This is a genomic window from Streptomyces sp. NRRL F-5755 (assembly GCF_001279365.1).
GTDB lineage: Bacteria > Actinomycetota > Actinomycetes > Streptomycetales > Streptomycetaceae > Streptomyces > Streptomyces rimosus.
Window position 1 is genome coordinate 1 of record NZ_LGCW01000034.1, and the last position, 23,391, is coordinate 23,391.

General features: G+C 70.3%; 24 protein-coding genes. 15 read left to right on the top strand and 9 right to left on the bottom strand.

All coding sequences use genetic code 11. From position 1 onward, the window contains the following. Positions 1 to 198: 198 nt before the first annotated feature. On the top strand, positions 199 to 1,758 hold the full coding sequence (gene ffh, locus ADK86_RS06175) for a signal recognition particle protein (RefSeq protein WP_030601382.1): 1,560 nt from the start codon (positions 199 to 201) through the stop codon (positions 1,756 to 1,758). Between the two features lie 110 nt (positions 1,759 to 1,868). Here ffh and ADK86_RS06180 read toward each other — a convergent pair whose 3' ends face one another. The 9 genes from ADK86_RS06180 to ADK86_RS06220 all read right to left on the bottom strand — a co-directional run bounded on the left by ADK86_RS06180 (position 1,869) and on the right by ADK86_RS06220 (position 11,264). Next, positions 1,869 to 3,119: a phosphopentomutase gene (locus tag ADK86_RS06180; RefSeq protein WP_053695674.1), complete on the bottom strand. Its 1,251-nt coding sequence runs from the start codon at positions 3,117 to 3,119 to the stop codon at positions 1,869 to 1,871. Then, positions 3,116 to 4,303: an alanine racemase gene (locus ADK86_RS06185; protein ID WP_053695675.1), complete on the bottom strand. Its 1,188-nt coding sequence runs from the start codon at positions 4,301 to 4,303 to the stop codon at positions 3,116 to 3,118. The genes ADK86_RS06180 and ADK86_RS06185 overlap by 4 nt, the downstream gene beginning before the upstream one ends. Positions 4,304 to 4,309: 6 nt before the next feature. Beyond that, positions 4,310 to 5,554 carry an aminotransferase class V-fold PLP-dependent enzyme gene (locus tag ADK86_RS06190; protein ID WP_053695676.1) on the bottom strand — a complete coding sequence of 415 codons (1,245 nt, stop codon included), beginning with the start codon at positions 5,552 to 5,554 and terminating at the stop codon, positions 4,310 to 4,312. Then, complete coding sequence (locus ADK86_RS06195; RefSeq protein WP_053695677.1) at positions 5,551 to 6,561, bottom strand: phosphotriesterase family protein; 1,011 nt, start codon at positions 6,559 to 6,561, stop codon at positions 5,551 to 5,553. Before ADK86_RS06195 ends, ADK86_RS06190 begins: the two co-directional genes overlap by 4 nt. A gap of 35 nt (positions 6,562 to 6,596) precedes the next feature. Continuing rightward, complete coding sequence (locus tag ADK86_RS06200) at positions 6,597 to 7,979, bottom strand: YhfT family protein (protein ID WP_053695678.1); 1,383 nt, start codon at positions 7,977 to 7,979, stop codon at positions 6,597 to 6,599. 86 nt (positions 7,980 to 8,065) lie between these two features. Further along, positions 8,066 to 8,422, bottom strand: a complete 357-nt coding sequence (locus ADK86_RS06205) for a DUF2620 domain-containing protein (protein ID WP_053695679.1) — start codon at positions 8,420 to 8,422, stop codon at positions 8,066 to 8,068. Continuing rightward, complete coding sequence (locus ADK86_RS06210) at positions 8,419 to 8,790, bottom strand: PRD domain-containing protein (protein WP_053695680.1); 372 nt, start codon at positions 8,788 to 8,790, stop codon at positions 8,419 to 8,421. The genes ADK86_RS06205 and ADK86_RS06210 overlap by 4 nt, the downstream gene beginning before the upstream one ends. A 279-nt stretch (positions 8,791 to 9,069) precedes the next feature. After that, a complete protein-coding gene (yhfZ, locus tag ADK86_RS06215; protein ID WP_053695681.1) occupies positions 9,070 to 10,017 on the bottom strand; it encodes a GntR family transcriptional regulator YhfZ in 948 nt (315 codons plus the stop codon). A gap of 371 nt (positions 10,018 to 10,388) precedes the next feature. Further along, positions 10,389 to 11,264, bottom strand: coding sequence for a methyltransferase domain-containing protein (locus tag ADK86_RS06220; RefSeq protein ID WP_053695682.1), 876 nt, complete (start codon positions 11,262 to 11,264; stop codon positions 10,389 to 10,391). 800 nt (positions 11,265 to 12,064) lie between these two features. On the opposite strand from ADK86_RS06220, the gene ADK86_RS06225 reads away from it, so the two are divergent. From ADK86_RS06225 to ADK86_RS06290, 14 genes are all read left to right on the top strand, one after another. Further along, entirely contained in the window at positions 12,065 to 12,655 is a 591-nt protein-coding gene (locus ADK86_RS06225; protein ID WP_003980231.1) for a hypothetical protein, read from the top strand. A 156-nt stretch (positions 12,656 to 12,811) separates the two neighbouring features. Beyond that, positions 12,812 to 13,252: a 30S ribosomal protein S16 gene (gene rpsP, locus ADK86_RS06230; RefSeq protein WP_003980230.1), complete on the top strand. Its 441-nt coding sequence runs from the start codon at positions 12,812 to 12,814 to the stop codon at positions 13,250 to 13,252. Between the two features lie 2 nt (positions 13,253 to 13,254). Continuing rightward, positions 13,255 to 13,494, top strand: a complete 240-nt coding sequence (locus ADK86_RS06235; RefSeq protein WP_003980229.1) for an RNA-binding protein — start codon at positions 13,255 to 13,257, stop codon at positions 13,492 to 13,494. Positions 13,495 to 13,681: 187 nt separating this feature from the next. Continuing rightward, complete coding sequence (gene rimM, locus ADK86_RS06240; RefSeq protein ID WP_030601353.1) at positions 13,682 to 14,236, top strand: ribosome maturation factor RimM; 555 nt, start codon at positions 13,682 to 13,684, stop codon at positions 14,234 to 14,236. Continuing rightward, positions 14,236 to 15,045: a tRNA (guanosine(37)-N1)-methyltransferase TrmD gene (gene trmD / locus ADK86_RS06245; protein WP_053695683.1), complete on the top strand. Its 810-nt coding sequence runs from the start codon at positions 14,236 to 14,238 to the stop codon at positions 15,043 to 15,045. Before rimM ends, trmD begins: the two co-directional genes overlap by 1 nt. Positions 15,046 to 15,177: 132 nt before the next feature. Continuing rightward, positions 15,178 to 15,525 (top strand): 50S ribosomal protein L19, encoded by a 348-nt coding sequence (rplS, locus tag ADK86_RS06250; RefSeq protein ID WP_003980226.1) that lies wholly within the window; start codon positions 15,178 to 15,180, stop codon positions 15,523 to 15,525. Between the two features lie 45 nt (positions 15,526 to 15,570). Continuing rightward, entirely contained in the window at positions 15,571 to 16,473 is a 903-nt protein-coding gene (lepB, locus tag ADK86_RS06255; RefSeq protein WP_053695684.1) for a signal peptidase I, read from the top strand. A gap of 55 nt (positions 16,474 to 16,528) precedes the next feature. Then, the gene (gene lepB, locus ADK86_RS06260) at positions 16,529 to 17,728 is read left to right on the top strand and encodes a signal peptidase I (RefSeq protein WP_078951865.1); all 1,200 of its coding nucleotides are present in this window, start codon (positions 16,529 to 16,531) and stop codon (positions 17,726 to 17,728) included. Next, positions 17,670 to 18,647 carry a signal peptidase I gene (lepB, locus tag ADK86_RS06265; RefSeq protein WP_053695687.1) on the top strand — a complete coding sequence of 326 codons (978 nt, stop codon included), beginning with the start codon at positions 17,670 to 17,672 and terminating at the stop codon, positions 18,645 to 18,647. The genes lepB (ADK86_RS06260) and lepB (ADK86_RS06265) overlap by 59 nt, the downstream gene beginning before the upstream one ends. 190 nt (positions 18,648 to 18,837) lie before the next feature. Then, positions 18,838 to 19,563, top strand: coding sequence for a signal peptidase I (gene lepB, locus ADK86_RS06270; RefSeq protein ID WP_053695685.1), 726 nt, complete (start codon positions 18,838 to 18,840; stop codon positions 19,561 to 19,563). Positions 19,564 to 19,669: 106 nt separating this feature from the next. Further along, on the top strand, positions 19,670 to 20,188 hold the full coding sequence (locus tag ADK86_RS06275; RefSeq protein ID WP_420718828.1) for an NUDIX hydrolase: 519 nt from the start codon (positions 19,670 to 19,672) through the stop codon (positions 20,186 to 20,188). 38 nt (positions 20,189 to 20,226) lie between these two features. Then, a complete protein-coding gene (locus ADK86_RS06280; protein ID WP_003980220.1) occupies positions 20,227 to 20,535 on the top strand; it encodes a DUF2469 domain-containing protein in 309 nt (102 codons plus the stop codon). 434 nt (positions 20,536 to 20,969) lie between these two features. After that, the gene (locus tag ADK86_RS06285) at positions 20,970 to 21,362 is read left to right on the top strand and encodes a YraN family protein (RefSeq protein ID WP_053695688.1); all 393 of its coding nucleotides are present in this window, start codon (positions 20,970 to 20,972) and stop codon (positions 21,360 to 21,362) included. Between the two features lies 1 nt (position 21,363). Further along, positions 21,364 to 22,974, top strand: a complete 1,611-nt coding sequence (locus ADK86_RS06290) for a YifB family Mg chelatase-like AAA ATPase (RefSeq protein WP_053695686.1) — start codon at positions 21,364 to 21,366, stop codon at positions 22,972 to 22,974. Positions 22,975 to 23,391 lie beyond the last annotated feature (417 nt).

The following is a 23,391-nucleotide window of genomic DNA, read 5'->3' on the forward strand; positions in this document are numbered from 1 at the left end:
CCCGCCCACCCCACCCCCGTGAGACGGTGGAGGCGGCACCCGCAGCAGGCGTCCGTGCCATGCGCGGACCGCCCTCGCAGTCGCGCGCAGTCCCGTCCCGGCGGCCCTCCCCGGCGGGCAGGGACACGTTGCCTGCCCGTGCGGATACCCTAGAAGCCGACTTGACCCTGCCCCCGACCCCGAGGATCGACGACCGCCGTGTTCGATACGCTTTCCGACCGCTTGGCGAGTACTTTCAAAAACCTCCGGGGCAAAGGCCGCTTGAGCGAGGCGGACATCGACGCCACGGCGCGCGAGATCCGTATCGCCCTGCTGGAGGCCGACGTCGCGCTGCCCGTCGTCCGGGCCTTCATCAAGCAGGTCAAGGAGCGGGCGACCGGCGCCGAGGTCTCCCAGGCGCTCAACCCCGCCCAGCAGGTCATCAAGATCGTCAACGAGGAGCTCATCGGCATCCTCGGCGGCGAGACCCGCCGGCTGCGGTTCGCCAAGAACCCCCCGACGGTCATCATGCTCGCCGGTCTGCAGGGTGCCGGTAAGACGACCCTCGCCGGAAAGCTCGGCAACTGGCTCAAGCAGCAGGGCCATGCGCCGCTGCTCGTCGCCTGTGACCTCCAGCGCCCCAACGCCGTCAACCAGCTCTCGGTCGTCGCCGAGCGCGCCAATGTCGCGATCTTCGCGCCCGAGCCGGGCAACGGCGTCGGCGACCCGGTCAAGGTCGCTCAGGACTCGATCGAGTTCGCCCGTGCCAAGCAGCACGACGTGGTCATCGTCGACACCGCGGGCCGCCTCGGCATCGACCAGGAACTGATGCAGCAGGCCGCGGACATCCGCGACGCGGTCAAGCCGGACGAGGTCCTGTTCGTCGTCGACGCCATGATCGGCCAGGACGCGGTCAACACCGCGGAGGCGTTCCGCGACGGCGTCGGCTTCGACGGCGTCGTCCTCTCCAAGCTGGACGGCGACGCCCGTGGTGGTGCCGCGCTCTCCATCGCGCACGTCACCGGCAAGCAGATCATGTTCGCCTCCAACGGCGAGAAGCTGGACGACTTCGACGCGTTCCACCCGGACCGCATGGCGTCCCGCATCCTCGGCATGGGCGACATGCTCACGCTGATCGAGAAGGCGGAGCAGACCTTCAGCCAGCAAGAGGCCGAGAAGATGGCCTCCAAGCTGGCGAGCAGCAAGGGCAAGGACTTCACCCTCGACGACTTCCTGGCCCAGATGGAGCAGGTCCGCAAGATGGGCTCCATCTCCAAGCTGCTCGGCATGCTGCCCGGTATGGGACAGATGAAGGAGCAGATCAACAACCTGGACGAGCGTGAGGTCGACCGTACGGCCGCGATCATCAAGTCGATGACGCCCGGCGAGCGCCAGGATCCGACGATCATCAACGGCTCGCGTCGGGCCCGTATCGCCAAGGGTTCCGGTGTCGATGTCAGCGCGGTCAAGAACCTGGTCGAGCGCTTCTTCGACGCCCGCAAGATGATGTCCAAGATGGCCCAGGGCGGCGGCATGCCGGGAATGCCCGGCATGCCCGGGATGCCGGGCATGGGCGGTGGCGCCAAGAAGAAGAAGCAGCAGAAGCAGGCCAAGGGCAAGCGCAAGAGCGGCAACCCCATGAAGCGGAAGGCCGAGGAGGAGGCCGCTGCCGCACGCCGCGAGGCCGCACAGTCCGGCAACCCGCTGGGCCTGCCGCAGGGCGGCGGCGACGCGAAGAACTTCGAACTCCCCGACGAGTTCAAGAAGTTCATGGGCTAGCGCCCCCTTCGGCTCCTGGTCGGCCCGCGTCACACCGGGAACCGCACCCGGCGCCCAGCAGTCTGATCGAGCCCCTGGCCGGACCCCCGGTCGGGGGCTCGCCTGCGTACTCATCGCGGCACACCCGCCGATCCGCCCACCGGCCGCAGCAGAGGGGTGCCCTTCCCCAACTCGGCAGCTCGCAGTCCGAGCGCGGCCCCCGCCGTGGCACCCACGTCCGCCAAGGTCCGGGCCGTCGGCAGACGGTCGAACCCCCTGGCCTCGGGGCGGTGGATCAGCACCGGCACGTACTCACGGGTGTGGTGGGCGTGGCCGATCACCGGGTCGTTGCCGTGATCACCCGTAACGATCAAGCGATCGCCCGGCGAGGAAAGGAGCCCCAGCAGCGTGCCCAGTCCCGCATCGGTCTGCCGGAGCACGGCGGCGTAACGCGGGGCGTCCTGCTGGTGCCCCGCCAGGTCCGTCTCCTGAACGTTGCTGATGATCAGCGCGGTATCCGACGCCCGGCGTACGGCGTCGAAGGTGAGCCCGAGCACCTCGGCGGTGCCGACGGAGGGGCAGCACAGCGCCGCGTCGCAGGCCAGAACGTCCGCGGCCTTGCCCACCAGAGTCACGGGGACACCGGCCCCGGCCGCCAGCTCCGGCAGTCGGCGGGAATGGTCCAGCGGTGCCCCGAGGTGCTGCACCGCCAGCCCGCCGTTCCGGTAGAAACCGCTCGCCGGGGTGTCCAGCCCGATCGTGCCGAGGCCACCGTCGCGTACGAAGGTGTCCAGCGGGCCGTCGGCACGGCCGCCCACGGCGATCACCCGGGCAACCGGCGCCACCGAACGCACCACTCGTGCGATGTCGAGGATCTCCGTGAAGGGGCCGTCCTCCAGCAGGCCGGAGACGTTCCAGTTGACGCCCGGGTCCGCTTCGAGGTTGTCGTGTACGAGGACCCGCCCGCCCACGACCAGCAGGGGGCGCCCGGCAAGCAACTCCGTACGGCGCCCGCTCGCCCGGAGAGCCGCGGCGACCTCGTCGAGATGGTCGGCGAGCCGCGCCACGGCCACCCGGCTGAAGTCGGCCCCCACCATCGTCTGGTGCCCGGCGTACGTATCGGCGCCCGGATAGCCGAGCGCGGCCCGGCCCGCGGCCACCGGGAGGGACGGCGTCGATGCGAGGTCCGGATGCGGGTGCACGAGACCGAGGCCGAGAGCTTCCAGGACGGGCAGCGGGAGCCGGCGACCGGTGGCCGCACGATGATCGTTGAGGAGGTGGCCCAGCGTATCGGCGGCAGCGTCACCGGGTCGCGAAACTGCCGCATCGGGCATCGCGCCGACCCCGAAGCCGTCGATGACGAGAATGACGATCCTGCTCATGGTCCACCCGCTCCTTTCCCGCCCGCGACCTCCGGAAGCGGTCGGCCGAGCGCGTCGTAACAGCCGGTCAACCGCGGGCTGCCAACGCCCAGGCCGGCGACGACGGCGACGTTGCTACGGGTGACGAACATCTGTGTACGGAACGCCAGGACCGCGGTGTCGCCGGGACGGGCATCCCCGGGAGCCAGCAGTCGGTAGTAGTCGATGTTCTCGGCGGGAACCGTCTGGACGGCGAGCCGGGCGCCGGTCCGGGGGATCAACGCCGACTTGACGCCGGAACGGGGATAGAAGCCGCCACCGTGGAGTGCGGGCCGACCGTCGGAGAGGAGGTGCGCGACCTCGGTGACGTATACGTACGCAGGCCGCTCCGGCTGCTGCGGGTCGATGGCGTGCAGAGGGGTGGTGCCGGTGAGCGCGTGGCCGGGTTCGCCGTGCGTGGCGTTCAGTCCGGCGAGCATCGGCAAGGTGGCCGCGCAGGTGACGCCCGGAGCGCTCAGCTTCAGTTCTGTGTGCTCGCGCTGGGCCAGCAAGGCATGCGCCCTACGGGCCAGTTCGAAGGTGGCGGTGGGGTGCGGCTGCCCGGACCTGGGGTCGCACTGGACGGACGGGAAGGCGGTGACTCCGGCCAGTCGGATGCCGGGCATCCGCTCCGCCTCGGCAGCGAAGCCCTCCAGGTCACTGAGCGGCACGCCCCCTTCCTGTCCCGGATGGACCGTGCCGGGCGCGCCCTCGATCCGTACCAGAACGTCCTGTACGCGGCCCAGTTTGCGCGTGGCATCCGAGACGGCACGGGCGTTGGCCAGATCGAAGACGGTGACCACCTCGGGGCGCCAGGCAAGCATCTCGGGCATTGCACGGTGGGGAATCTGCACCAGATGGCCCACATTTCCGGCCCGCGCGCCCGCCGCGTGCAGAGTGCGGGCTTCACGCACGTCGATGGCGGCGAAACGGGGGAGATGCCGCGCGACGGCCCGGACCAACTCGGGATTGCGCCCGATCTGCTTGGCCACGAACCACAGGCCGAGGCCCTGCCGCCTCGCCGCCTTCGCCAGCAGCGCGGCATTGGCCTCGACGGCGTCCAGATCCACGACGTACGTGTCGGGCTCCACCGTGCCGGTGTGGTGCAGGCCGGCGGCGCAGTCGACCAGCCGCGGGTTGCGTGTGAGGACGGTGTCGAGGAACACGGTGAGTCAGCCTCCTTTCTGGTGATCGTGGGTGCCGTGTGCGCTGGGGATGAATCGTCGGGTACCGGAGGCGGTATCGGACGCGGGCGCCGGTACGAGACCGGGTGCACGTACGGGGGCGGCGGTGGCCGGGCAGCCGATCCCGGCAGCGTCGCGCAGGTCGTGCAGGGCGCGCCGGAGGATGCCGATCACCAGGTCCGCGCCTGCTCGCATCGGGTTGATCCGCACCGTCCAGTCGGCCAGCTCCGGTGTGTCCTCCAGGGCGGACCGGGACATGCGGTAGAAGAGCGGGGCGATCTCATAGCGGGAGTTGGCGCCCACGGGATACGGGGCGGCGCCGTACCGGGCCGCGGCCTCCGGCACCGCGCGGGCGACCGGCCGGTCCAGCCGGAGCAGCAGACAACGGTCCTGGACATTGGCGATCCGCACCTCGGCGATCCCGGGCACCTCCCCGGCCGCCAGCCGCTCGGCGATCTCCATACCCACCCTGGACTGCACCGACCACATCACCGGTACGTGGCTGAGCGCCCGCAGCGCATCCAGCGCCTGGTGGCCTTGCACCTGGCCGCCGCCGGAGTAGTTGGCGTCATGCACCCGCTCCACCAGGTCCCATGATCCGACCACAGCGCCCACCCCCTCCGGGCCGTGCAGCTTGAACAGTGAGAAACAGGAAGCGTCCGCGCCCAGTTCCACACCGCATCGCGGCACCCGGAAGACCGCGTAGTTGTCGTCCACGATGGTGCGCACACCAGCGGCCCGGCAGGCGGCGAGCACCTCGCCCGGGTCATGGGAATCCGCCGCCCGCTGCCGGCTGTGCTGGACGAACGCCCACCGGAACCGTCCGGACGCCAGCGCCCGGTCCAATGCGGCACGATCGTTGAAATCCGCCTCGACCGTCTCCACCCCCAGTCCGAGCAAGGTGACACCGGTGGTGCGGTAGACCGGCGCGCGGTGCACGAGCAGCGGATCGCCCACATCGAGCACGGCGCCGAGCGCGGCCCGGATGGCGCCCGTGCCCGCCCCCTGCACCAGCGCCGCGGCCGGAGCCCCGAAGAACTCCGCGAGAACGGCCTCGACCCGCGCGGTGGTACGCGGACGCCCCAGCCCCGGCACCACCCCCGCATCCGCCTCGAAGAGCTGCCGACCCTCGAAATGCCGGGCGACGCACTCCATCAGCCGGAACTGGTTCGCCACCGCGTCCTCCAACGCGACCGTCGGCAACGGAAACGTCCGGGGCAACCGCACGCTCATGCCGGCGCCTCCCTTCCTGCCGAGCCGCTTTCCGGGAGCGGAACCGTGGCCCCGCGCCGGACCGGCTGCCCGGCCGCCCCGTCCCCGCCCGTGAGGAAGCGCAGCGGATTGCGGCGGGTCAGGAGATCGATCAGCTCGTCGTCGGCTCCGGCCGCCCGCAGGCGCGGCAGAAACGACCGGAACAGATGCCCGTACCCATGACCGCCCTCGCCGACCAGATAGCTGTGCCGCGAGATGTCGCAGCTCAGCAGCACGCGGTCGGCGTGCCCGGCCTCCAGCAACGCGAGCAGCAGCCGCAGCCGGGTCGCGTCGCTCTGATAGCTCTCCTTCCCGACGGTGTCGAAAGCGACGTACGCGCCCGCCGCCGCCACTTCCCGATGGACTGTGGCGTCGTCGAACAGGTCCTGGTGGCCGATACTGATCCGGTGCGGCTCCAGCCCGGCCGCGGTCAGCACGTCCAACTGGGCGAGGCCGCCGCGCCCCAGCTGTGCGTGGGTGGCCAGCGACAGACCCGTGGTGACGGCGGCGCGGGCGGCCGCGGTGAACGTACGGACCTCCGGCTCGCTCGGCAGGTCCCCGTGGCTGCCGACCTCTCCGATGACACCGGGGGAAGGCCCATCGGCGTCCATGCCGCCTTCGATCTCCTCGACCAGCCTGTTCGCCAGCTCCTCGACGCTCACGCCCTCCACCTCGGCCGGATGGAAGGCTTCGTGATACCACCCGGTTCCTGCCACGACCGCGACCCCGGACGCCCAGGAAATGCGGGCCAGCGCAGCGGGGTCCCGCCCCATGCCCCGACAGGTCAGCTCGACTACGAGCGACAGCCCGAACTGGCGCCGGAGACCGGTCAGTTCGTCGGTCACCGCCATGGCGTGCCGGGCCGTCAGCGAAGCCGTACGGTCGGTGGGGCGGGAAAGGTCGAGGGCCAGGTGCTCGTGGGCGAGCACGGGGCCCTGCACGGCGGTTACGGACAGCGGGCCGGTGACGGTCCGCAGGAGAGAGTTCATGACGCGCTGCCTTCCCGGCGCACCCACACGCCTGCTCAGGTCTTGATCGGGGTGAAGAGGCCCAGCCAGTGGAGAACGTTGAGGACGATGCCGGTCACCACGACCGCGGCGGGCGCGGCAGCCATCCGGACCACCACCCGGCCCGTGGCCTCGTTCAGCAGGTAGAGGCCGCCGGCTATGAGAATCCCGAGCCCGCCGCCCATGGCATGGGCCGCCAGCAGGGAACCGAAGAGAATCGCCAGGTGCAGGGTGTCGCCGATGGCGCCGCGCAGATGCTCCGAGGAGTCGCGCACCGACGGCAGCCTGCCCAGCGCCTTGCCGATCCAGCTCAGCGCCAGCACCTCGGCGGCGAAGACCAGGGCACCGCAGACCAAGGCCGGCCAGGGGCTCGGCAGCAGATAACCGATGGGGTAGACGAGGGTGAAGCCGACGATGCCGTACGCGCCGGAGGCCAGCGCGGTGGTGGCGATCAACGGAATGAACCCGAGGGACCGGTAGAAGTCGACCTGTGCGGCCTCCGCGTACTGCCCCTCGGCGACCAGGAAGCTGGTCGCCTCCCCGCCGCCGAACACATGCAGCTGGCTCAGCAGACAGATCCCCGCGCCCAGCACCATGAACAACGGCAGGTGCCGGCGCAGCCGCGCCGCGCTGGCCCCGAACAGCGACGCCATGGGATCCACGCCTCCGGACGGCCTGCCGGCCGTGACCACCGGGGCCTCTTCGCCCGCTGGTGGCACCGTGCCCGCGACGGCCCGCTCCGCCGCCCGGCGCTGCCGTACGTCCCTGGCCACCGCGAAGCCGATGAGGAGCAGCACACCGACCGCCATGGCCGGCGCCCCCGCGAACACGTCGGGCCACACCTTCATCGTCAGCACGACCAGCGCCAGCTCCACCACACCGGCCAGGCCGCCGAGCAGCTTCCCGAACTGCTTGGTGATCGCCAGCACCGGAAACAGCGTGAAGAGAAAGAGGATCGGCGTCGCCATCTGCTGCAGGGCCGTCAGGAAGTCGACCGGGAGATCGTGCGCGAGGTCGTTGGCGCCCTTCAGACCGAACACGACCACGCCACCCCACGCGCCGCCCAACAGCGGCGCGAGCCACTTCTTCGGCGCGAGGAGCCCCAGAATGTCGGTGGGCAGAAACAGCAGCCAGGGGTTGAGCACCCCGGAGGCGAGCGCCATCGGCGCGCCCAGCCCGAAGATGAACCCGGCGGAGAGACCGAAGGACACCGCCGTGGTGGCGCTCCGGGTCGTACGGCCCTGGACGAAGTCGAGCAGGAAGGGCCGGACACCGTCGTTGAAGACGGCCAGTGCCAGGTGCGCGAGAAAGGCGGTCAGCGCGCACAGCGCCACGACGGTCAGTTGCTGCGCGAGCGAGAAGTCGAGACCGGTGCTCGCGGCGAGGACGGTGCTGCTCACGGGTCACTCCTTTGTGCCCTGGCATGTCAACGGAACGTACGGACCGCGGGGCCGAACCCGGCCGGAACCCGAGGGGGCCGGCGCGGTCAGGCTCGGTCGGTTATGGCCCCGACCAGCGCCGGCGTGATCGCATCCACCTGGTCCACGGCGAAGCCGAACACTCTCTTGCCCTGGTCCAGCAAGGTGTTGATCTCTTCCCCGGAGGGGACGGAGCGGCCGAAGGTGTGACAGGTGGCGGCGCCCATCAGCCCGACCAGGACGCCCAGCGACGCCCCGGCCCCGGTCTGGCAGGTCCCCAGGAAGTAGTCGGCCCGGCCGGCTCGCAGTAGCGCCACGGCATCCATGTCGTTGCTGACCACGACCTCGACGCCGGGCGGCGCCAGCCGCCGCACCGCGTCCGCGACCTCGGTCTTGCCGACGCCGCCGGTGAGGATGGTCGTCATGGTGTGTCCCTTCGCAGTACGGCGAAGTGCATCGCCAGGAAACTGATCTCGGACTCGGGAAGCGGGGCGCCGAGGGCGCGCTCGGCCCGTATGGAGACGGCACGGGCCCGCCGGACGGCTCGGGGGTGGTCCGCCAGCTCCGCGGCGGCCACGTCGTCGGCGCGGAATTCCTCCACCGGCTCGCCGTCCTGCAACCGGGTCAGCGCCATCAGTAGATGGCTGGTGAGCATGCCCGCGGAGTCCTCGGTGACCGCGCACCCTTCGGCGGCCAGTACTTCCAGTTCGGCCCGGACGAACGTGGCGACCTCGGGCCGTACCTGACCGCTCTCCACGAAGAGCCGGATCCGCCGCGCGAGCAGGGTTTCCATGACCGCCCCTCACCTTCCATCAGCCAACAGACAGGTCTTGTCTTCTCGAACCGCGTGCGAAACGCGGAGGTGTCACCGGCGATCGGGCCTGATGACGCGGATAGGCCCAATGCCACAGCCGGACCGGGTGCCGGGGCAGGCCCGGTGCCGAGAGCAGATGCGGAGCCGAGGGCAGACCTGGTGCCGTGGTTCGACCGGTGCCTCAGCTCTCACCGGGTCTGGCCGGGCGTGCGGCCTGGCCAACACGACCAGGTCCGGCCCCTCGGCCGATCGGCAACCTCAGTAGGAAGGCATGCGCTCCCCTCGCAGCACCTCTGTCTGCCAGCTGGTCACCGCCTCCAGGTCGAGCGCCCCACTCACCGCGGCCAGCGCCTCGCTGCCCTCCTTCCGGGCTATCAGTGCCGCGCTGGAACTACGGGGTGAGAAATCGCCGGTGACCTCGACGTCGAGCGGCAGCACATCCACCTCTCCGGCCAGCTGTCCTGGTACCTCGTCGAGATTCCAGACGGTGGCGTCGGCGCGGTCCTGCGCGAACAGGTCGTACAGCTGCATGAACGAACTCTCCAGCCAGGTCACGTCCGTCCGGCCTGCGAACGCCCGCTCGGTCAGGGCCCGTTGATCTTCTGATGTGTTGTCCACCGCGACCCGCAGGCCCTCGCTGTCGGGCTGGACGCCGTGCCGCAGCAGCAGTCCGTGGGCGCCGGCATAGGTGGCCGGCCCAAGATCAGCGAGCAATTCGATCGGATGCTGCTCCAGCAGTGCGTCGGCGGCGAAGCGGGACAGCACCGCCAGATCGGCCTTCCCGTCCAGCAGAGCCGCCACGCGGGTCGCCGCACCGCGCATGAAGGTGATCGCGAAAGGCACGCCGGTCTTCTCGAACGCGCCGCGCAAGCCGGTCGCCAGGCCCTCGCGGCGACGCGAGTGGGGCAACGGCATCGCGGCGAGGACGGTGCCCAGCCCCGCGAGGCGCCACAGTATGGCGCGGTCGGCACGGACCAGGAAGGTGCCGAGGTGCCCGCGGGCCACCGTGTCCATCGCCCCTGATTCCTCCAGGAGTTGGAGCGCGGCCTGCACCGTGCCGTTGCCGACCCCGAGTTCCGCGGCCAGGTCGCGTACGCGGGGGAGTCGTGCGGCCTCGCCTTCGGTGGGTTGATTGATCAGAAGGGCGGCGAGCCGTCGGGCCGCGTGTCCGTTGCGGGTCAGGAACCGTTCGTCGATGCTGTTCATGGAAATGACAGTAACCAGAATTCTGGATATTGGCTATCGCTCGTAAGGGTGAAGGGGCGAGGCGCCGCGGTGACGCGCTCGGCGTGCTCGCGGTTCGGGAGGAGGGGCGGGAGAGACGTGCGTCGACACTCTTTGCAGCAGCGATCGCCCGCGCCGCTTGCCGTAACGGCGTAAGGAACGGATGCGGAGCGCGGCACGGGCAGCATGCGGCACAGCGTGCGCCGGCCGTTCCGGGAAGCCCGCGCCGCGGCGGGCGAAGCCCCGGCCGGAGGCGGGCAGACCGTACGGACAGCTGGCGGGTCTCGGAGATCAGGGCGTCAGATCATCGGCAGAGTCGAAAGGATCGGCAGCGTCGGCGGGAACCGCGGAAGTCACGTGCGGGTGATGAGATAGCGGAACACATTCGGCATCCAGACCGTGCCGTCCGGACGCTGGTGCGGATGCAGCGACTCGCTCAGCTCCTTCTCCACCTGGGCCTGGTCGGTGACCTCCAGCGCCGCGTCGAACAACCCCGTGGACAGCAGCCCGCGTACCGCACTCGGCAGGTCGCCGTAGCCGAACGGGCAAGCCACCCGCCCCGAACCATCGGGCCGCAGTCCCACCCGGCTGGCCAGTTCCTCAAGGTCGTCCCGACCGCTGGGTCGCCAGCCGCCCGCCGTGCGCAAGGGATCGGCCAGCCGCTGGGCCACCCGCAGCACGCTCGCCGTGGCGCACCTCTCCACCGGCCCCCAGCCGCCCAGCACCACGGGACTGCCGCGTTCGGTGAGCCCGGCCGCCGTCACCAGGGAAGCGGTCAGGCCCTCGATACTGCTGACGCAGCCCACCGGGTGAAAGGCCGTCACCAGATTGAACGCGCCGCCGCCGGAGTCCGCCGTCTGCTCCGGGCCGCCGCACGCCAGCACGGTGGCACGCGTCGCGCTGTCCCGAGCCTCACGCGCGGAGTCGGGCGCCAGCCGTTCCCGCGCGAGATCCAGTCGTTGTTCGTCCAGGTCCACGCCGCAGACCTGCGCGCCGCGGGCGGCGGCGATCAGCAGTGCGAGCCCGGAACCGCAGCCCAGGCCCAGCAGTTTGGTGTGCGGCCCGACGTCCATCCGGTCGTAGACGGCCTCGTACAGCGGCACCAGCATCCGTTCCTGGATCTCGGCCCAGTCACGGGCGCGGGCGCAGGGGTCGGCCGGTGCGGTGGAGCCGTACGAACCGGGAGAGCCGGACTGCCGGAGGTGATGCCGTACGAGCGTGGGTGTCATCGAAAGCGCCCCAATCCGCCGAGAACCCGAAGCTGTCAGTGATCGATCGCCCCCGTGTCCCGCCCCTGTGTTCGCGTCGTGCGCCCCCGCATTCCAGACAACTCCCCATCCGTGCCAGAGTCCAGGGGTGCGCCGGGGTTGTCTCCCGCGCGCCCCTCAGTGCGCCGGGGTGCTTTCCGGGACGGCGACGCAAACTGTCGCGCCTGTACCACGTGCGCCAGAGCGAAGGCGCCCGCGCTCGCATCTCAGGCGGACGGTATTTCCCGTGGACAACAGGGGTTTCGGGCCGTCGGCGTACTGCGGTGGCGGGCGTCCCGGCAGGGCCGTGAGCGGAGACGGCGGTGCGTACCCCGGATCCGGTGCCCGCGGAGAGGCCCACCGGGGCGGCGGTCGGAACGAGCGTGCTCTCCGGCAGGGCCCGCATCCCCGCCGCCCGCGGAGCACACCCGCCGGGTGTGCGACAGCCGTACGGTGTCTGCAAACAGACGGCGGGGCGGTGCCGGGCGCGAACGCGCCTCCCGATAGCATCGCGATCGTCGCGCACGCCGCCGAGTCCCACCGGGCTCCACCGGTGCCACGCCGTGACCCATGGACCACGGATGCCCCGGCGCGTACACATCTCTTACGCGCCGGGGCGTACGCGCGGGTACGCCCCGGCTTGCCACCCGACGCGCGCCTTCTCCGCAGTTCTGCGCACACGCCGTCCTCGAAACCCATGACCAGAAACTGACCGGTACGTGCAAATTATTTGAGATGCCCCGTAATCGGAACACTGGATGGGCCCGGCTCGTTGTCACGACGTGAGCACGACACCGCCTGTTCTCGCCGCCGAGCTGGCGCTCGCGTGGGCCGACATTCAACGGCACCACCCCGAGCTGCCGGATCTGGCCGCGCCCGAGTCCTTGATCGGGGAGTCGTCGTCCGCCTGTGGCGCCGAGCTCTCCTTCGAACGGCTGCTGCATGAGGCAGTCCACGGCATCGCCGCCGCCCGCGGCGTCCGCGACACCTCACGCGCAGGCCGCTACCACAACCGTCGATTCCTCGCGATCGCCGAGGAGTTGGGCCTCGACCACGTGGACGAGCCGCACCCGAGCAGCGGCTTCTCGCTGGTCACGCTCAACCCCGAGGCCCGGAGGCGCTACCGCCCCACCATCGAGCGGCTCGCCAGAGCACTCAAGGCGCACTCCGCCGCGACCACGGCCGACAGCGCCCGCAGCTTCCGGGGGCCGGCCGCGCGGCACGGCTCGTCCGGTGGTGGCGTCCGCGTCAAGGCTGTCTGTGATTGCGGCAGGAATGTCCGGGTCGTCCCGTCCGTGCTGGCGCAGGCGCCCATCGTCTGCGGCGGCTGCGGCAAGCCGTTCCGGATTCCCGAGGTGGCCGCGGTCGGCTGACCTGGAGTGGTGTGGCACAATGGCTAGCTGTACTCGACAGTCGCACAGGACCCCTCTCTCCTCCGGCTGGCGCGTCCATCGGGCACTCCGAGTACCGCAACCCCACGTGGCATCCCGTTGTGCCCAACCACGTCAAGACCAGGAGACACCACTCCCGTGGCAGTCAAGATCAAGCTGAAGCGTCTGGGCAAGATCCGCGCGCCTCACTACCGCATCATCATCGCCGACTCCCGTACCCGCCGTGACGGCCGGGCTATCGAGGAGATCGGTCTGTACCACCCGGTGCAGAACCCGTCGCGTATCGAGGTCGACTCCGAGCGTGTCCAGTACTGGCTGGGTGTCGGCGCGCAGCCGACCGAGCCCGTCCTGGCCATCCTCAAGGTCACCGGCGACTGGCAGAAGTTCAAGGGCCTGCCGGCCCCGGCGCCGATGAAGGTCGCCGAGCCGAAGGCCGACAAGAGCGCCCTGTTCGAGGCCCTGGCCAAGGACGCCGGCGACGAGCCGAAGGGTGAGGCGATCACCCCGAAGGCGAAGAAGGCTGACAAGAAGGCGGACGAGGCCGAGGCCGAGTCCACCTCCGAGTCGACCGAGTCCTGATCATGCTCGAGGAGGCCCTCGAGCACCTCGTAAAGGGCATCGTCGACAACCCCGACGACGTGCAGGTCGCCTCGCGCACCCTGCGCCGTGGGCGCGTGCTGGAGGTCCGGGTCCACCCCGACGACCTCGGCAAGGTGATCGGCCGTAACGGCCGCACCGCGCGTGCCCTGCGGACGGTCGTAGGCGCCATCGGCGGCCGTGGCATCCGGGTCGACCTCGTCGACGTGGACCAGGTCCGCTGAGCAGAACCGGGGCAGGCCCCGGATCAGGCAGTACCGGCACGGGCCGGGGAGGGCTACGGCTCACCCCGGCCCGTTGTCATAGGCGTCTGCGACGATGCCGCTATGACAGAAATCACCGATCGATGAACCACGACGGCGAGCGCCACCACCGCACCAGCGGCGGCGGCCGCCGCGAAGAGGGGCCACTGTGCAGCTGGTAGTCGCGCGGATCGGCCGCGCCCACGGCATCAAGGGCGAGGTCACCGTCGAGGTGCGGACCGACGAGCCGGAACTGCGGCTCGCGCCCGGCGCCGTACTCGCCACGGACCCGCCCACCGCCGGCCCGCTGACCATCGAGACCGGCCGGGTGCACAGCGGGCGCCTGCTGCTGCGCTTCGAGGGCGTCCGCGACCGTACGGGCGCCGAGGCGCTGCGCAACACGCTCCTGATCGCGGAGGTCGACCCCGAAGAGGTCCCCGAGGACCCCGAAGAGTTCTACGACCACCAGCTCATCGACCTCGACGTGGTCACCACCGACGGCACGCCCGTCGGACGCATCACCGAGATCTCCCACCTGCCCTACCAGGACCTGCTGATCGTCCGCCGCCCGGACGGCGGCGAGATCATGATCCCGTTCGTCTCGGAGATCGTGCCGGAGATCGACCTGGCCGAGCAGAAGGCGGTCGTCGACCCGCCGGTCGGTCTGCTCGACGACCGCCAGGCCGAGGTGGCCTCGGCCCGTGACGCGGGCGAGGACGTGTGATGCGGCTCGACATCGTCACGATCTTCCCGGAGTACCTGGACCCGCTCAACGTCTCCCTGGTCGGCAAGGCGCGCGCCCGCGGCCAGCTGGACGTACGCATCCACGACCTGCGGGACTGGGCCCACGACAAGCACAACACCGTCGACGACACACCGTACGGCGGCGGCCCTGGCATGGTCATGAAGCCCGAGCCGTGGGGCGAGGCGCTGGACTCGATCATCGACTCCCAGGAGGGCGAGCCGGTCATCGTCGTCCCCACGCCGAGCGGCCGGCCCTTCACCCAGCAGCTCGCCGTCGAGCTCTCCGAGAAGCCCTGGCTGGTCTTCACCCCGGCGCGCTACGAGGGCATCGACCGCCGCGTCATCGAGGAGTACGGCGACCGCGTGGACGTCCGCGAGGTCTCCATCGGCGACTATGTGCTCGCGGGCGGCGAGGCCCCGGTGCTGGTCATGGTCGAGGCCGTCGCCCGGCTGCTCCCCGGCGTACTGGGCAATTCGGCCTCCCACCAGGACGACTCCTTCGCCCCCGGCGCGATGGCCGACCTCCTGGAAGGGCCGGTCTACACGAAGCCGCCCGAGTGGCGCGGCCGCGGCATCCCCGAGGTGCTGCTCAGCGGCCACCACGGCAAGATCGCCCGCTGGCGCCGCGACGAGGCGTTCCGCCGTACCGACCGCAACCGTCCCGACCTCATCGAGCGCGCCGACCCGGCCGCCTTCGACAAGAAGGACCGCGAAACCCTCTCGATCCTGGGCTGGGCCGAGGGAACGGACGGTCGATTTGGGCGTACGCGCGACGCCGTGGAAGAATAGGCCGCTGCTGTGTGCGTCCGGCGCGCGCCCCTGCCACAGGGGGAACGACGCCCGCCCGACGGAACGGCAACCTCAATCATCATTTCCGGTTCCGTTGATGACCTGTGGCATCAACGAAGAAAGCAGTGGGTCATGAACCTCCTCGACTCCGTCGACTCCGCGTCGCTGCGCAGCGACATCCCGGCCTTCCGCCCGGGTGACACCGTCAACGTCCACGTGCGCGTCATCGAGGGCAACCGCTCCCGTGTGCAGCAGTTCAAGGGCGTTGTCATCCGCCGTCAGGGCGCCGGCGTGCGCGAGACCTTCACGGTCCGCAAGGTCAGCTTCTCCGTCGGCGTCGAGCGCACCTTCCCCGTGCACACCCCGATCGTCGAGAAGATCGAGCTGGTGACCCGCGGTGACGTGCGTCGCGCCAAGCTGTACTACCTCCGTGAGCTGCGCGGCAAGGCCGCGAAGATCAAGGAGAAGCGCGACAGCTGAACAGACGTCCGGCGTCCTGGACCGGCCGGATAGGCTCAGGGTCCGATGGACACCGACGCACAGCTTTCGGAGCGCGACCGCTCTCCCGCCCCCGCGCAGGGGCCGGAGCAGGGGTCGCGCTCCGCGTGTTTTTCCGCGCGCCCCTCCTCCGAGAAGGAGGACGAGGCAGATCGGCCCGCCTCTGAGGAGCAGTCGGCCCAGGACGCGGCTGCCCAGGAAGAGGTCGCGCGGCGCCGGGCCCCCCGCCTCCGGCGGCTCGTGTCCCGGCCGGCGGCGGTCCTGGTGGCCCTGTGGCACCGGCCCGTCCTGTTGCTGGCGGTCTGCGTGACGTTCGTGCTGCTGCTCAGCGCCTTCGTCGTACAGCCCTTCCTGATCCCCAGCTCCTCCATGGAGAACACTCTGCGGATCGGCGACCGGGTGCTGGTGAACAAGCTGGCGTACCGCTTCGGCGGCGAGCCGCGCCGGGGCGACGTGATCGTCTTCGACGGCACCGGTTCGTTCCTGCAGGACGAACCGTCGGAGAACCCGGTCACCGGGCTGATCAGGGGAGCGGGCGCGGCGCTGGGCCTGGCCGAGCCCCCGGCCACCGACTACATCAAGCGCGTCATCGGCGTCGGCGGGGACCGGGTGACCTGCTGCGACAAACAGGGGCGTATCAAGGTGAACGGCGAGCCGGTGGCCGAGGGCTATCTGTACCCGGGGGACGCGCCGTCCTCCGACGCGTTCGACATCGTGGTGCCGGAGGGGAAACTGTGGGTCATGGGAGACCATCGCGGCAGATCACGTGACTCACGGGACCACCTCGGCGAACCGGGCGGAGGCACCGTCCCGGTCGGCAAGGTGATCGGCCGCGCCGACTGGATCGCCTGGCCGGTGGGCCACTGGACGGCCCTGCACCGCCCGCCTGCCTTCGACGGCATACCGGGCCCGGCAGGCAGCCATGGGTAACCGGGGGCGGCCCAAACGCGGGCAGCGGGGGGTTTCGGAGGCGGATGCGGGCGCGGTGGGCGCCGAGGGGGCGTACGGGGAGCATTCGTACGGGACGTACGAGGCCGGAGCGTACGGGAGGTACGACGGGTACGCCGAGGGGCCGTACGAAAGGTACGACGGGTACGCGGATGGGCCGTACGGAACCGGGGGGCACGGGGGCGGGGCGTATGCAGGCGGGGGCACCAGGAGTGACGTCGGCGGAGCGTACGGCCTCGGGACCGCGGAGGACGACGGTGACCCCGGCGTCGTCACACGTACGATCAAGCCCGCCAGAGGAGGGCGCGCCGAGCGGCGGCGCCAGGCGCGCCGCATCAAACGCCGCAGGCGTCGCTCCTACCTCAAGGAAATACCGATTCTCATCGGCGTGGCCCTGGCCATCGCACTGGTGCTCAAAACCTTTCTCGTCCAGGCATTCGTGATCCCCTCTGGCTCGATGGAGCAGACCATCCGGATCGGCGACCGGGTGCTGGTCGACAAGCTGACCCCCTGGTTCGGCTCCGAGCCCGAGCGCGGTGACGTGGTCGTCTTCAAGGACCCCGGGGGCTGGCTCAAGGGCGAGCAGGTCAAGCCCGCCGACGACCCCGTCGTGGTCAAGCAGATCAAGGAATTCCTGACCTTCATCGGACTGCTTCCGTCCGCCGACGAACAGGACCTGATCAAGCGGGTGGTGGGCGTCGGGGGCGACACGGTCAAGTGCTGCGACAAGCAGGGGCGCGTCACGGTCAACGGCACACCCCTGGACGAACCGTACATACATCCGGGCAATCCGCCCTCGCAGTTCACTTTCGAGGTCAAGGTTCCCGCCGGGCGGATCTTCGTGATGGGCGATCACCGCTCCAATTCGGCGGACTCGCGGTATCACCTGGACGAGCCGTACCGTGGGACGATCTCGGTCGACAGCGTGGTGGGCCGGGCGGTGGTCATCGCCTGGCCGGTGGGGCACTGGCGCCGTCTGGAGGAGCCGGAGACCTACGCGACCGTACGCGACGCGCCGGGTGCGAGGGCGACGTCGGGGCACGTGCCGCATAGGGTGTCCTCCGACAGTTTGTCCGTACTCCCGACCCCTGCGGAACTCCCGCTCGTTATGGGAGTGGTGGGCCTGCACCGACGATCGGGCGGGCGGTGGCGTGGAGTAAGGAGTGGATGTGGGGGACTTGGCGGTCGGCGCACGGTCCGGAACCGAAGAGCCCGAAGAGCCGGCAGGAAGCGGTGAGTCCTCACAGGCCGCCGCGTCCGGCGGACCGGCGCGGTCGGCGGAACCCGGACAGCCGGCGGGCCCCGGGCAGCCGCCCGGTCCGGGAGTCTCGATGGACAAGGAACAGCCGGGGGACGAGGAGGAGAGCGGCAGCGTGAAGAAGGGCAAGAAGCCGCGTGCCTTCTGGAAAGAGCTGCCGATTCTCATCGGAATCGCGCTGGTCCTGGCGCTGGTCATCAAGACGTTCCTGGTGCAGGCGTTCTCCATCCCGTCGGACTCGATGCAGGACACCCTGCAGCGCGGTGACCGGGTCCTGGTGGACAAGCTCACCCCCTGGTTCGGTTCGGAGCCGGAGCGCGGCGAGGTCGTCGTCTTCCACGACCCGGGCGGCTGGCTGAACGAGGTGTCCACCCCCGAGCCCAACGCGCTGCAGCAGGTCCTCAGCTTCATCGGCCTGATGCCGTCGGCGGAGGAGAAGGACCTGATCAAGCGGGTCATCGCGGTCGGCGGCGACACGGTGGAGTGCCACGGCAACGGCCCGGTCAAGGTCAACGGCACGCCGCTGAAGGAGGACTCGTACCTCTTCCCCGGCAACACGCCCTGCGGCGACAAGAACATCGACAAAATGACGGTGCCCAAGGGCAGCATCTGGGTCATGGGCGACCACCGCCAGGACTCCCTCGACTCGCGCTACCACACGAACCTCAAGGGCAACGGCACGGTCGAGACCAAGCAGGTCGTGGGCCGCGCCTTCACCATCGCTTGGCCGATCAACCGCTGGTCGTGGCTGTCGGTGCCGGACACGTTCGACCAGCCCGCGCTGAACAAGGCCATGGCGGCGACCCCGGCGGCGCTGGGACTCGCCGGCGCGGTGCCGATCGTGTTGTGGCGGCGCCGGAGGCGGGCCGCTCGGGCCGAGGCGCAGACGTCGGACTGAACGGGTGACCCGGGCGCGTACGAAGTGCGCGGTCCCATAGCCGGCTGAACTCGAACACCGGGTACGCATCCGCGCGTACCCGGTGTTTCGCTGTCCGGACGGCTCATGCTGCTGACTGGGGAACGTACCCCCGGGTAGGGTGCCGTCGCAGATCTTTGACGCGGGTCGGGCTCGCGGGGCGGGAGCTGGGATGAGCAGCAGAGAGCGGACGGGCGACGACCGCGGCCGTACGACGGGCGGTGTGCTGTCCGGAGTGGTCATGGCCGTCGGCTGTGTGCTGTTCCTGGGCGGCTTCGTATGGGGAGCGCTGACCTATCGCCCCTACACGGTGCCGACCGATTCGATGGCACCGACGATCGGGGTGGGGGATCGGGTCCTGGCCGAGCAGGTGGACGGCGCGGAGGTGCGGCGGGGCGACGTCGTGGTCTTCCGGGACTCCGTCTGGGGCGATCTGCCGATGGTCAAGCGGGTCGTCGGGGTCGGCGGTGACACGGTCGCCTGCTGCAGCAAGGACGGACGGCTGACGATCAATGGCAAGCCCGTCGAAGAACCGTATCTGCACGCCAAGGGCCCGGCCTCGCCGACCGGCTTCAGTTCCAAGGTCCCGGTGGGCCAGCTCTTCCTGCTCGGCGACCACCGCAACGACTCGCTGGACTCCCGGACGCACCTCCAGGACGCCGATCACGGCACCGTGTCGCGCACCGCGGTGGACGCGCGGGTGGACGCCCGGGCATGGCCGCTCGGCAGCATGGGCATGGTGGAACGCCCGACCGGATTCGCGGCGATGCCCGGCGGGACATCGCAGCCCGGCCCGGTAAAGATCATCGTCTTCGCGGTCGTCGTCGGCGCGGTAATGATCCTGGGAGGCGCGGCGTACGGGCCCGTGGCGCGGCGCAGGAGGCGGAGGAGTGGCTGAGGTGGTGGAAGAGGCGAGTGGGGGGCTGGAGCGGAGCGTGCCGGGTGGGGATGTAGCCGCTGGTGGGGGCGTTGCGTCGGCCGGAGGTCCTGACGAGGGGACAGGGGTGAGCGGAGGATGCTCGGGCGCGGATCACCTGCCCACGGAGGTACGGCAGGTCTCACGCGTGGTGCTGCTCGACCCGGACGACCGGGTCCTGCTGCTGCACGGCTACGAGCCGGGCGATCCGTCCAGTACGTGGTGGTTCACTCCGGGTGGCGGCCTGGAGGGTACGGAGACCCGCGAGGAGGCGGCCCGCAGGGAGCTGGCCGAGGAGACCGGGATCACCGACGTGGAGCTGGGCCCGGTGCTGTGGAAACGGCACTGCTCATTCCCCTTCGACGGGCGGCGCTGGGATCAGGACGAGTGGTACTACCTGGGCCGTACGAATCGGACTGCAACCGAGATGTCGGGGCAGACGGATCTTGAGCGGCGCAGTGTCTCGGGACTGAGGTGGTGGACTTCGGAAGAACTTTCCGCGTCGCATGAGACGGTGTATCCGACGACATTCGCCGAGCTGCTGCGCAGGCTGCTCGACGAGGGGCCCCCTGGCGCGCCGGTGCTGCTGGCTACCGAGAGCGTCTGACGCACAATGGGGGGACGCACGGCTGAAGGGGATCTGCGATGAGCGCCGAGGACCTCGAAAAGTACGAGACCGAGATGGAGCTGAAGCTCTACCGGGAGTACCGCGATGTCGTCGGGCTGTTCAAGTACGTGATCGAGACCGAGCGCCGCTTCTACCTCACGAACGACTACGAGATGCAGGTGCACTCCGTGCAGGGTGAGGTCTTCTTCGAGGTCTCGATGGCGGACGCCTGGGTCTGGGACATGTACCGGCCGGCTCGCTTCGTGAAGCAGGTCCGGGTGTTGACGTTCAAGGACGTGAACATCGAAGAGCTGAACAAGAGCGATCTGGACCTTCCGGGCAGCTGAGACGGGGGCAGGGCCTGGTCGGCCGGGGCATGGCCGCCTCCGCCGAGCCGCAGCCTCTACCCCCTGTCACGGCCTCCCATCCGGCTGGCGCCGTTCGTCACCGGGATGAGTGACGGAGTTATCCACAACCGGTTGGTTGTCCACCAAGATCCAATAAGTCTGGGTTGAAGCGTCACAGTCGGTGCCGGAGGTGGTGCCGAGTGAACGCCACGAACAATCCCGCCAATGACCCCGCGCACATCGCTGCGAACGGGGGAGAGCCCCAGGCAACCGCAGGCGGAGGCGGGGGCAGCAGCCCGGAGGACGGCCGGTCGGCCCCTGCCGCGCCACGGGTCCGGGGCGCCCGAACGATCATGAGCCGCGGGAGTGGGCCCCCGCGCACTCAGGGAAGCCTCGCAGGCCCCCGAGCCCGGCGCCGGCCCCGACGCCTCGCCATCGAGGTCCCGGACCCCAGTGCTCCACGCGTCACCAGCGCGCGACGGGCGCTCGGGCGGTACGGCGAAGACCTGGCCGCACAACATTTGACCGCCGTGGGTATGCGCATCCTCGACCGGAACTGGCGCTGCCAGGACGGCGAGGTCGACATCGTGGCCGCCGATGGTGACGCGCTGGTGCTCTGCGAGGTCAAGGCCCGCCGCGCGGGAGCGTACGAACACCCGATGGCCGCCGTACGCCCCGAGAAGGCCGCCCGTCTCCGCCGCCTGGCCGAACGCTGGCTGGAGCAGCACGGCGGTCCGCCGCCCGGTGGAGTGCGCATCGATGTGATCGGCGTGGTGCTGCCCTCTCGCGGCGCCCCGCTCGTGGAGCACGTACGGGGGGTGACCTGAGATGGGATTCGCCCGAACGTGTTCGGTCGCGCTGGTCGGGGTCGAGGGGGTGGTCGTGGAGGTCCAGGCGGACCTGGAACCGGGCGTGGCGGCCTTCACCCTGGTCGGACTGCCCGACAAGAGCTTGATCGAATCGCGTGACAGAGTGCGGGCCGCGGTGGTCAACTCCGGCAGCGAGTGGCCGCAGAAGAAGCTCACCGTCGGGCTCAGCCCCGCCTCGGTCCCCAAGGGCGGAAGCGGATTCGATCTCGCGGTGGCTTGTGCGGTCCTCGGCGCCGCGGAACGTATCGACCCACGCGAGCTGGCCGACCTCGTCATGATCGGCGAACTGGGGCTGGATGGCCGCGTCCGGCCGGTGCGTGGAGTGCTCCCGGCGGTCCTGGCCGCGGCCGACGCGGGGTACCGCCAGGTCGTCGTGCCGGAGAGGGCAGTGGCCGAAGCGTCGCTTGTCCCAGGAGTGGCAGTTCTCGGTGTCCGCAGCCTCCGACAGCTGATCGCGGTGCTCACCGACGAGCCGGTACCGGAAGAAGAGGACGCGGACCCGACGGCGGAGGGACGTCCGGACCCGCTGCTGGCGGGGCTGGCCGTGCCCGGCAGCGGCATCGGCGCGGAGCGCATACAGGGGGACCGGGTACCGGACCTCTCGGACGTCGCCGGACAGCACGGTGCCAGAAAAGCCCTGGAAGTAGCGGCAGCCGGACGCCACCACATCTTCTTCATGGGCCCACCGGGAGCCGGGAAGACTCTCTTGGCCGAACGCCTGCCCGGCCTTCTGCCTCGTCTCTCCCCGAAAGAGTCGCTGGAGGTGACGGCGGTGCATTCGGTGGCCGGTGCTCTGCCACCGGGGCAGCCACTGGTGGATCGCCCGCCGTACTGCGCACCGCACCACAGCGCGACGATGGCCTCTCTCGTGGGTGGCGGCAGCGGGCTGCCCCGTCCGGGGGCCGTGTCGCTGGCACACAACGGCGTACTTTTCATCGACGAAGCTGCGGAATGCAACGCCCGCGTTCTGGACGCCCTGCGACAGCCGCTCGAATGCGGATATGTCGTGGTCGCACGGGCCGCCGGGATGATGCGGATGCCGGCAAAGTTCTTGCTCGCCCTGGCAGCGAATCCGTGCCCTTGCGGCCGCCACGGCACGCTCGGCGGCGGCTGTGAATGCCGTCCATCCACGATCCGGCGTTACCGGGCTCGGTTGTCGGGCCCGCTGATGGACCGCGTCGACCTGCGGGTGATGGTCGAGCCGGTGGCGCGTTCCGAACTGCTCACGCCGACGCAGGGAGCCGAATCCACCGCCGAAGTGGCCGAACGCGTACGAGCCGCCCGCGATCGCGCCACCGCACGCTTCGCCGACACACCGTGGAGCACCAACAGCGAGGTTCCGGGACACGAACTACGAACCCGCTGGCGAGTGGCCCCCGGCGCCACGGCCCAAGCAGAACGAGACCTGGAAACCGGCCTGCTGACGGCCCGCGGCATGGACCGCGTACTCCGCGTCGCCTGGACCTCGGCCGACTTGGCCGGCCGCGACTGCCCCACGGCAGAAGACATTAATTGGGCGCTGGAACTGCGCACGGGGATTAGGAGGGGGGTGCCGGTGGTGGCGGGGTGAGGGGGTTCCTGTGGGGAGGGGGCTGGCGGGGCTGAGCGGGCGGGTGGCTCTGACGGGCGTTGGGTCGCGGGCCTTGGCTAGAGCCGGGGTGAGGAGCCGGTGGGTTGTGTCTGGGCTGGCTTGGCGTTGGGTTTGCCTCGTTACGCCTCGTGCGGTGGGAGGCGGTTCGGGGCTTGGCGGGTCAGAAGCGTGACTTCGGAAGGTGGTGTGTCCGCCCCGTAACCATCGGGGCTGGTGCCCTGCGGCTAGGGGCTCCTGCCGATCTGGCGATCCGTGTGCAGTGGGGTGGTGCCCTGCCCTGCGGGATGTGGGGCTGCGTCGGAAGCGCGGAGCGCGAGACGCGCTGAGCTGGCTGGAGGGAGGAGGCAGCCGGGGAGCGGGCTGGAGCGGAATCGAATGGGGCGGGTGGCGTGGGGT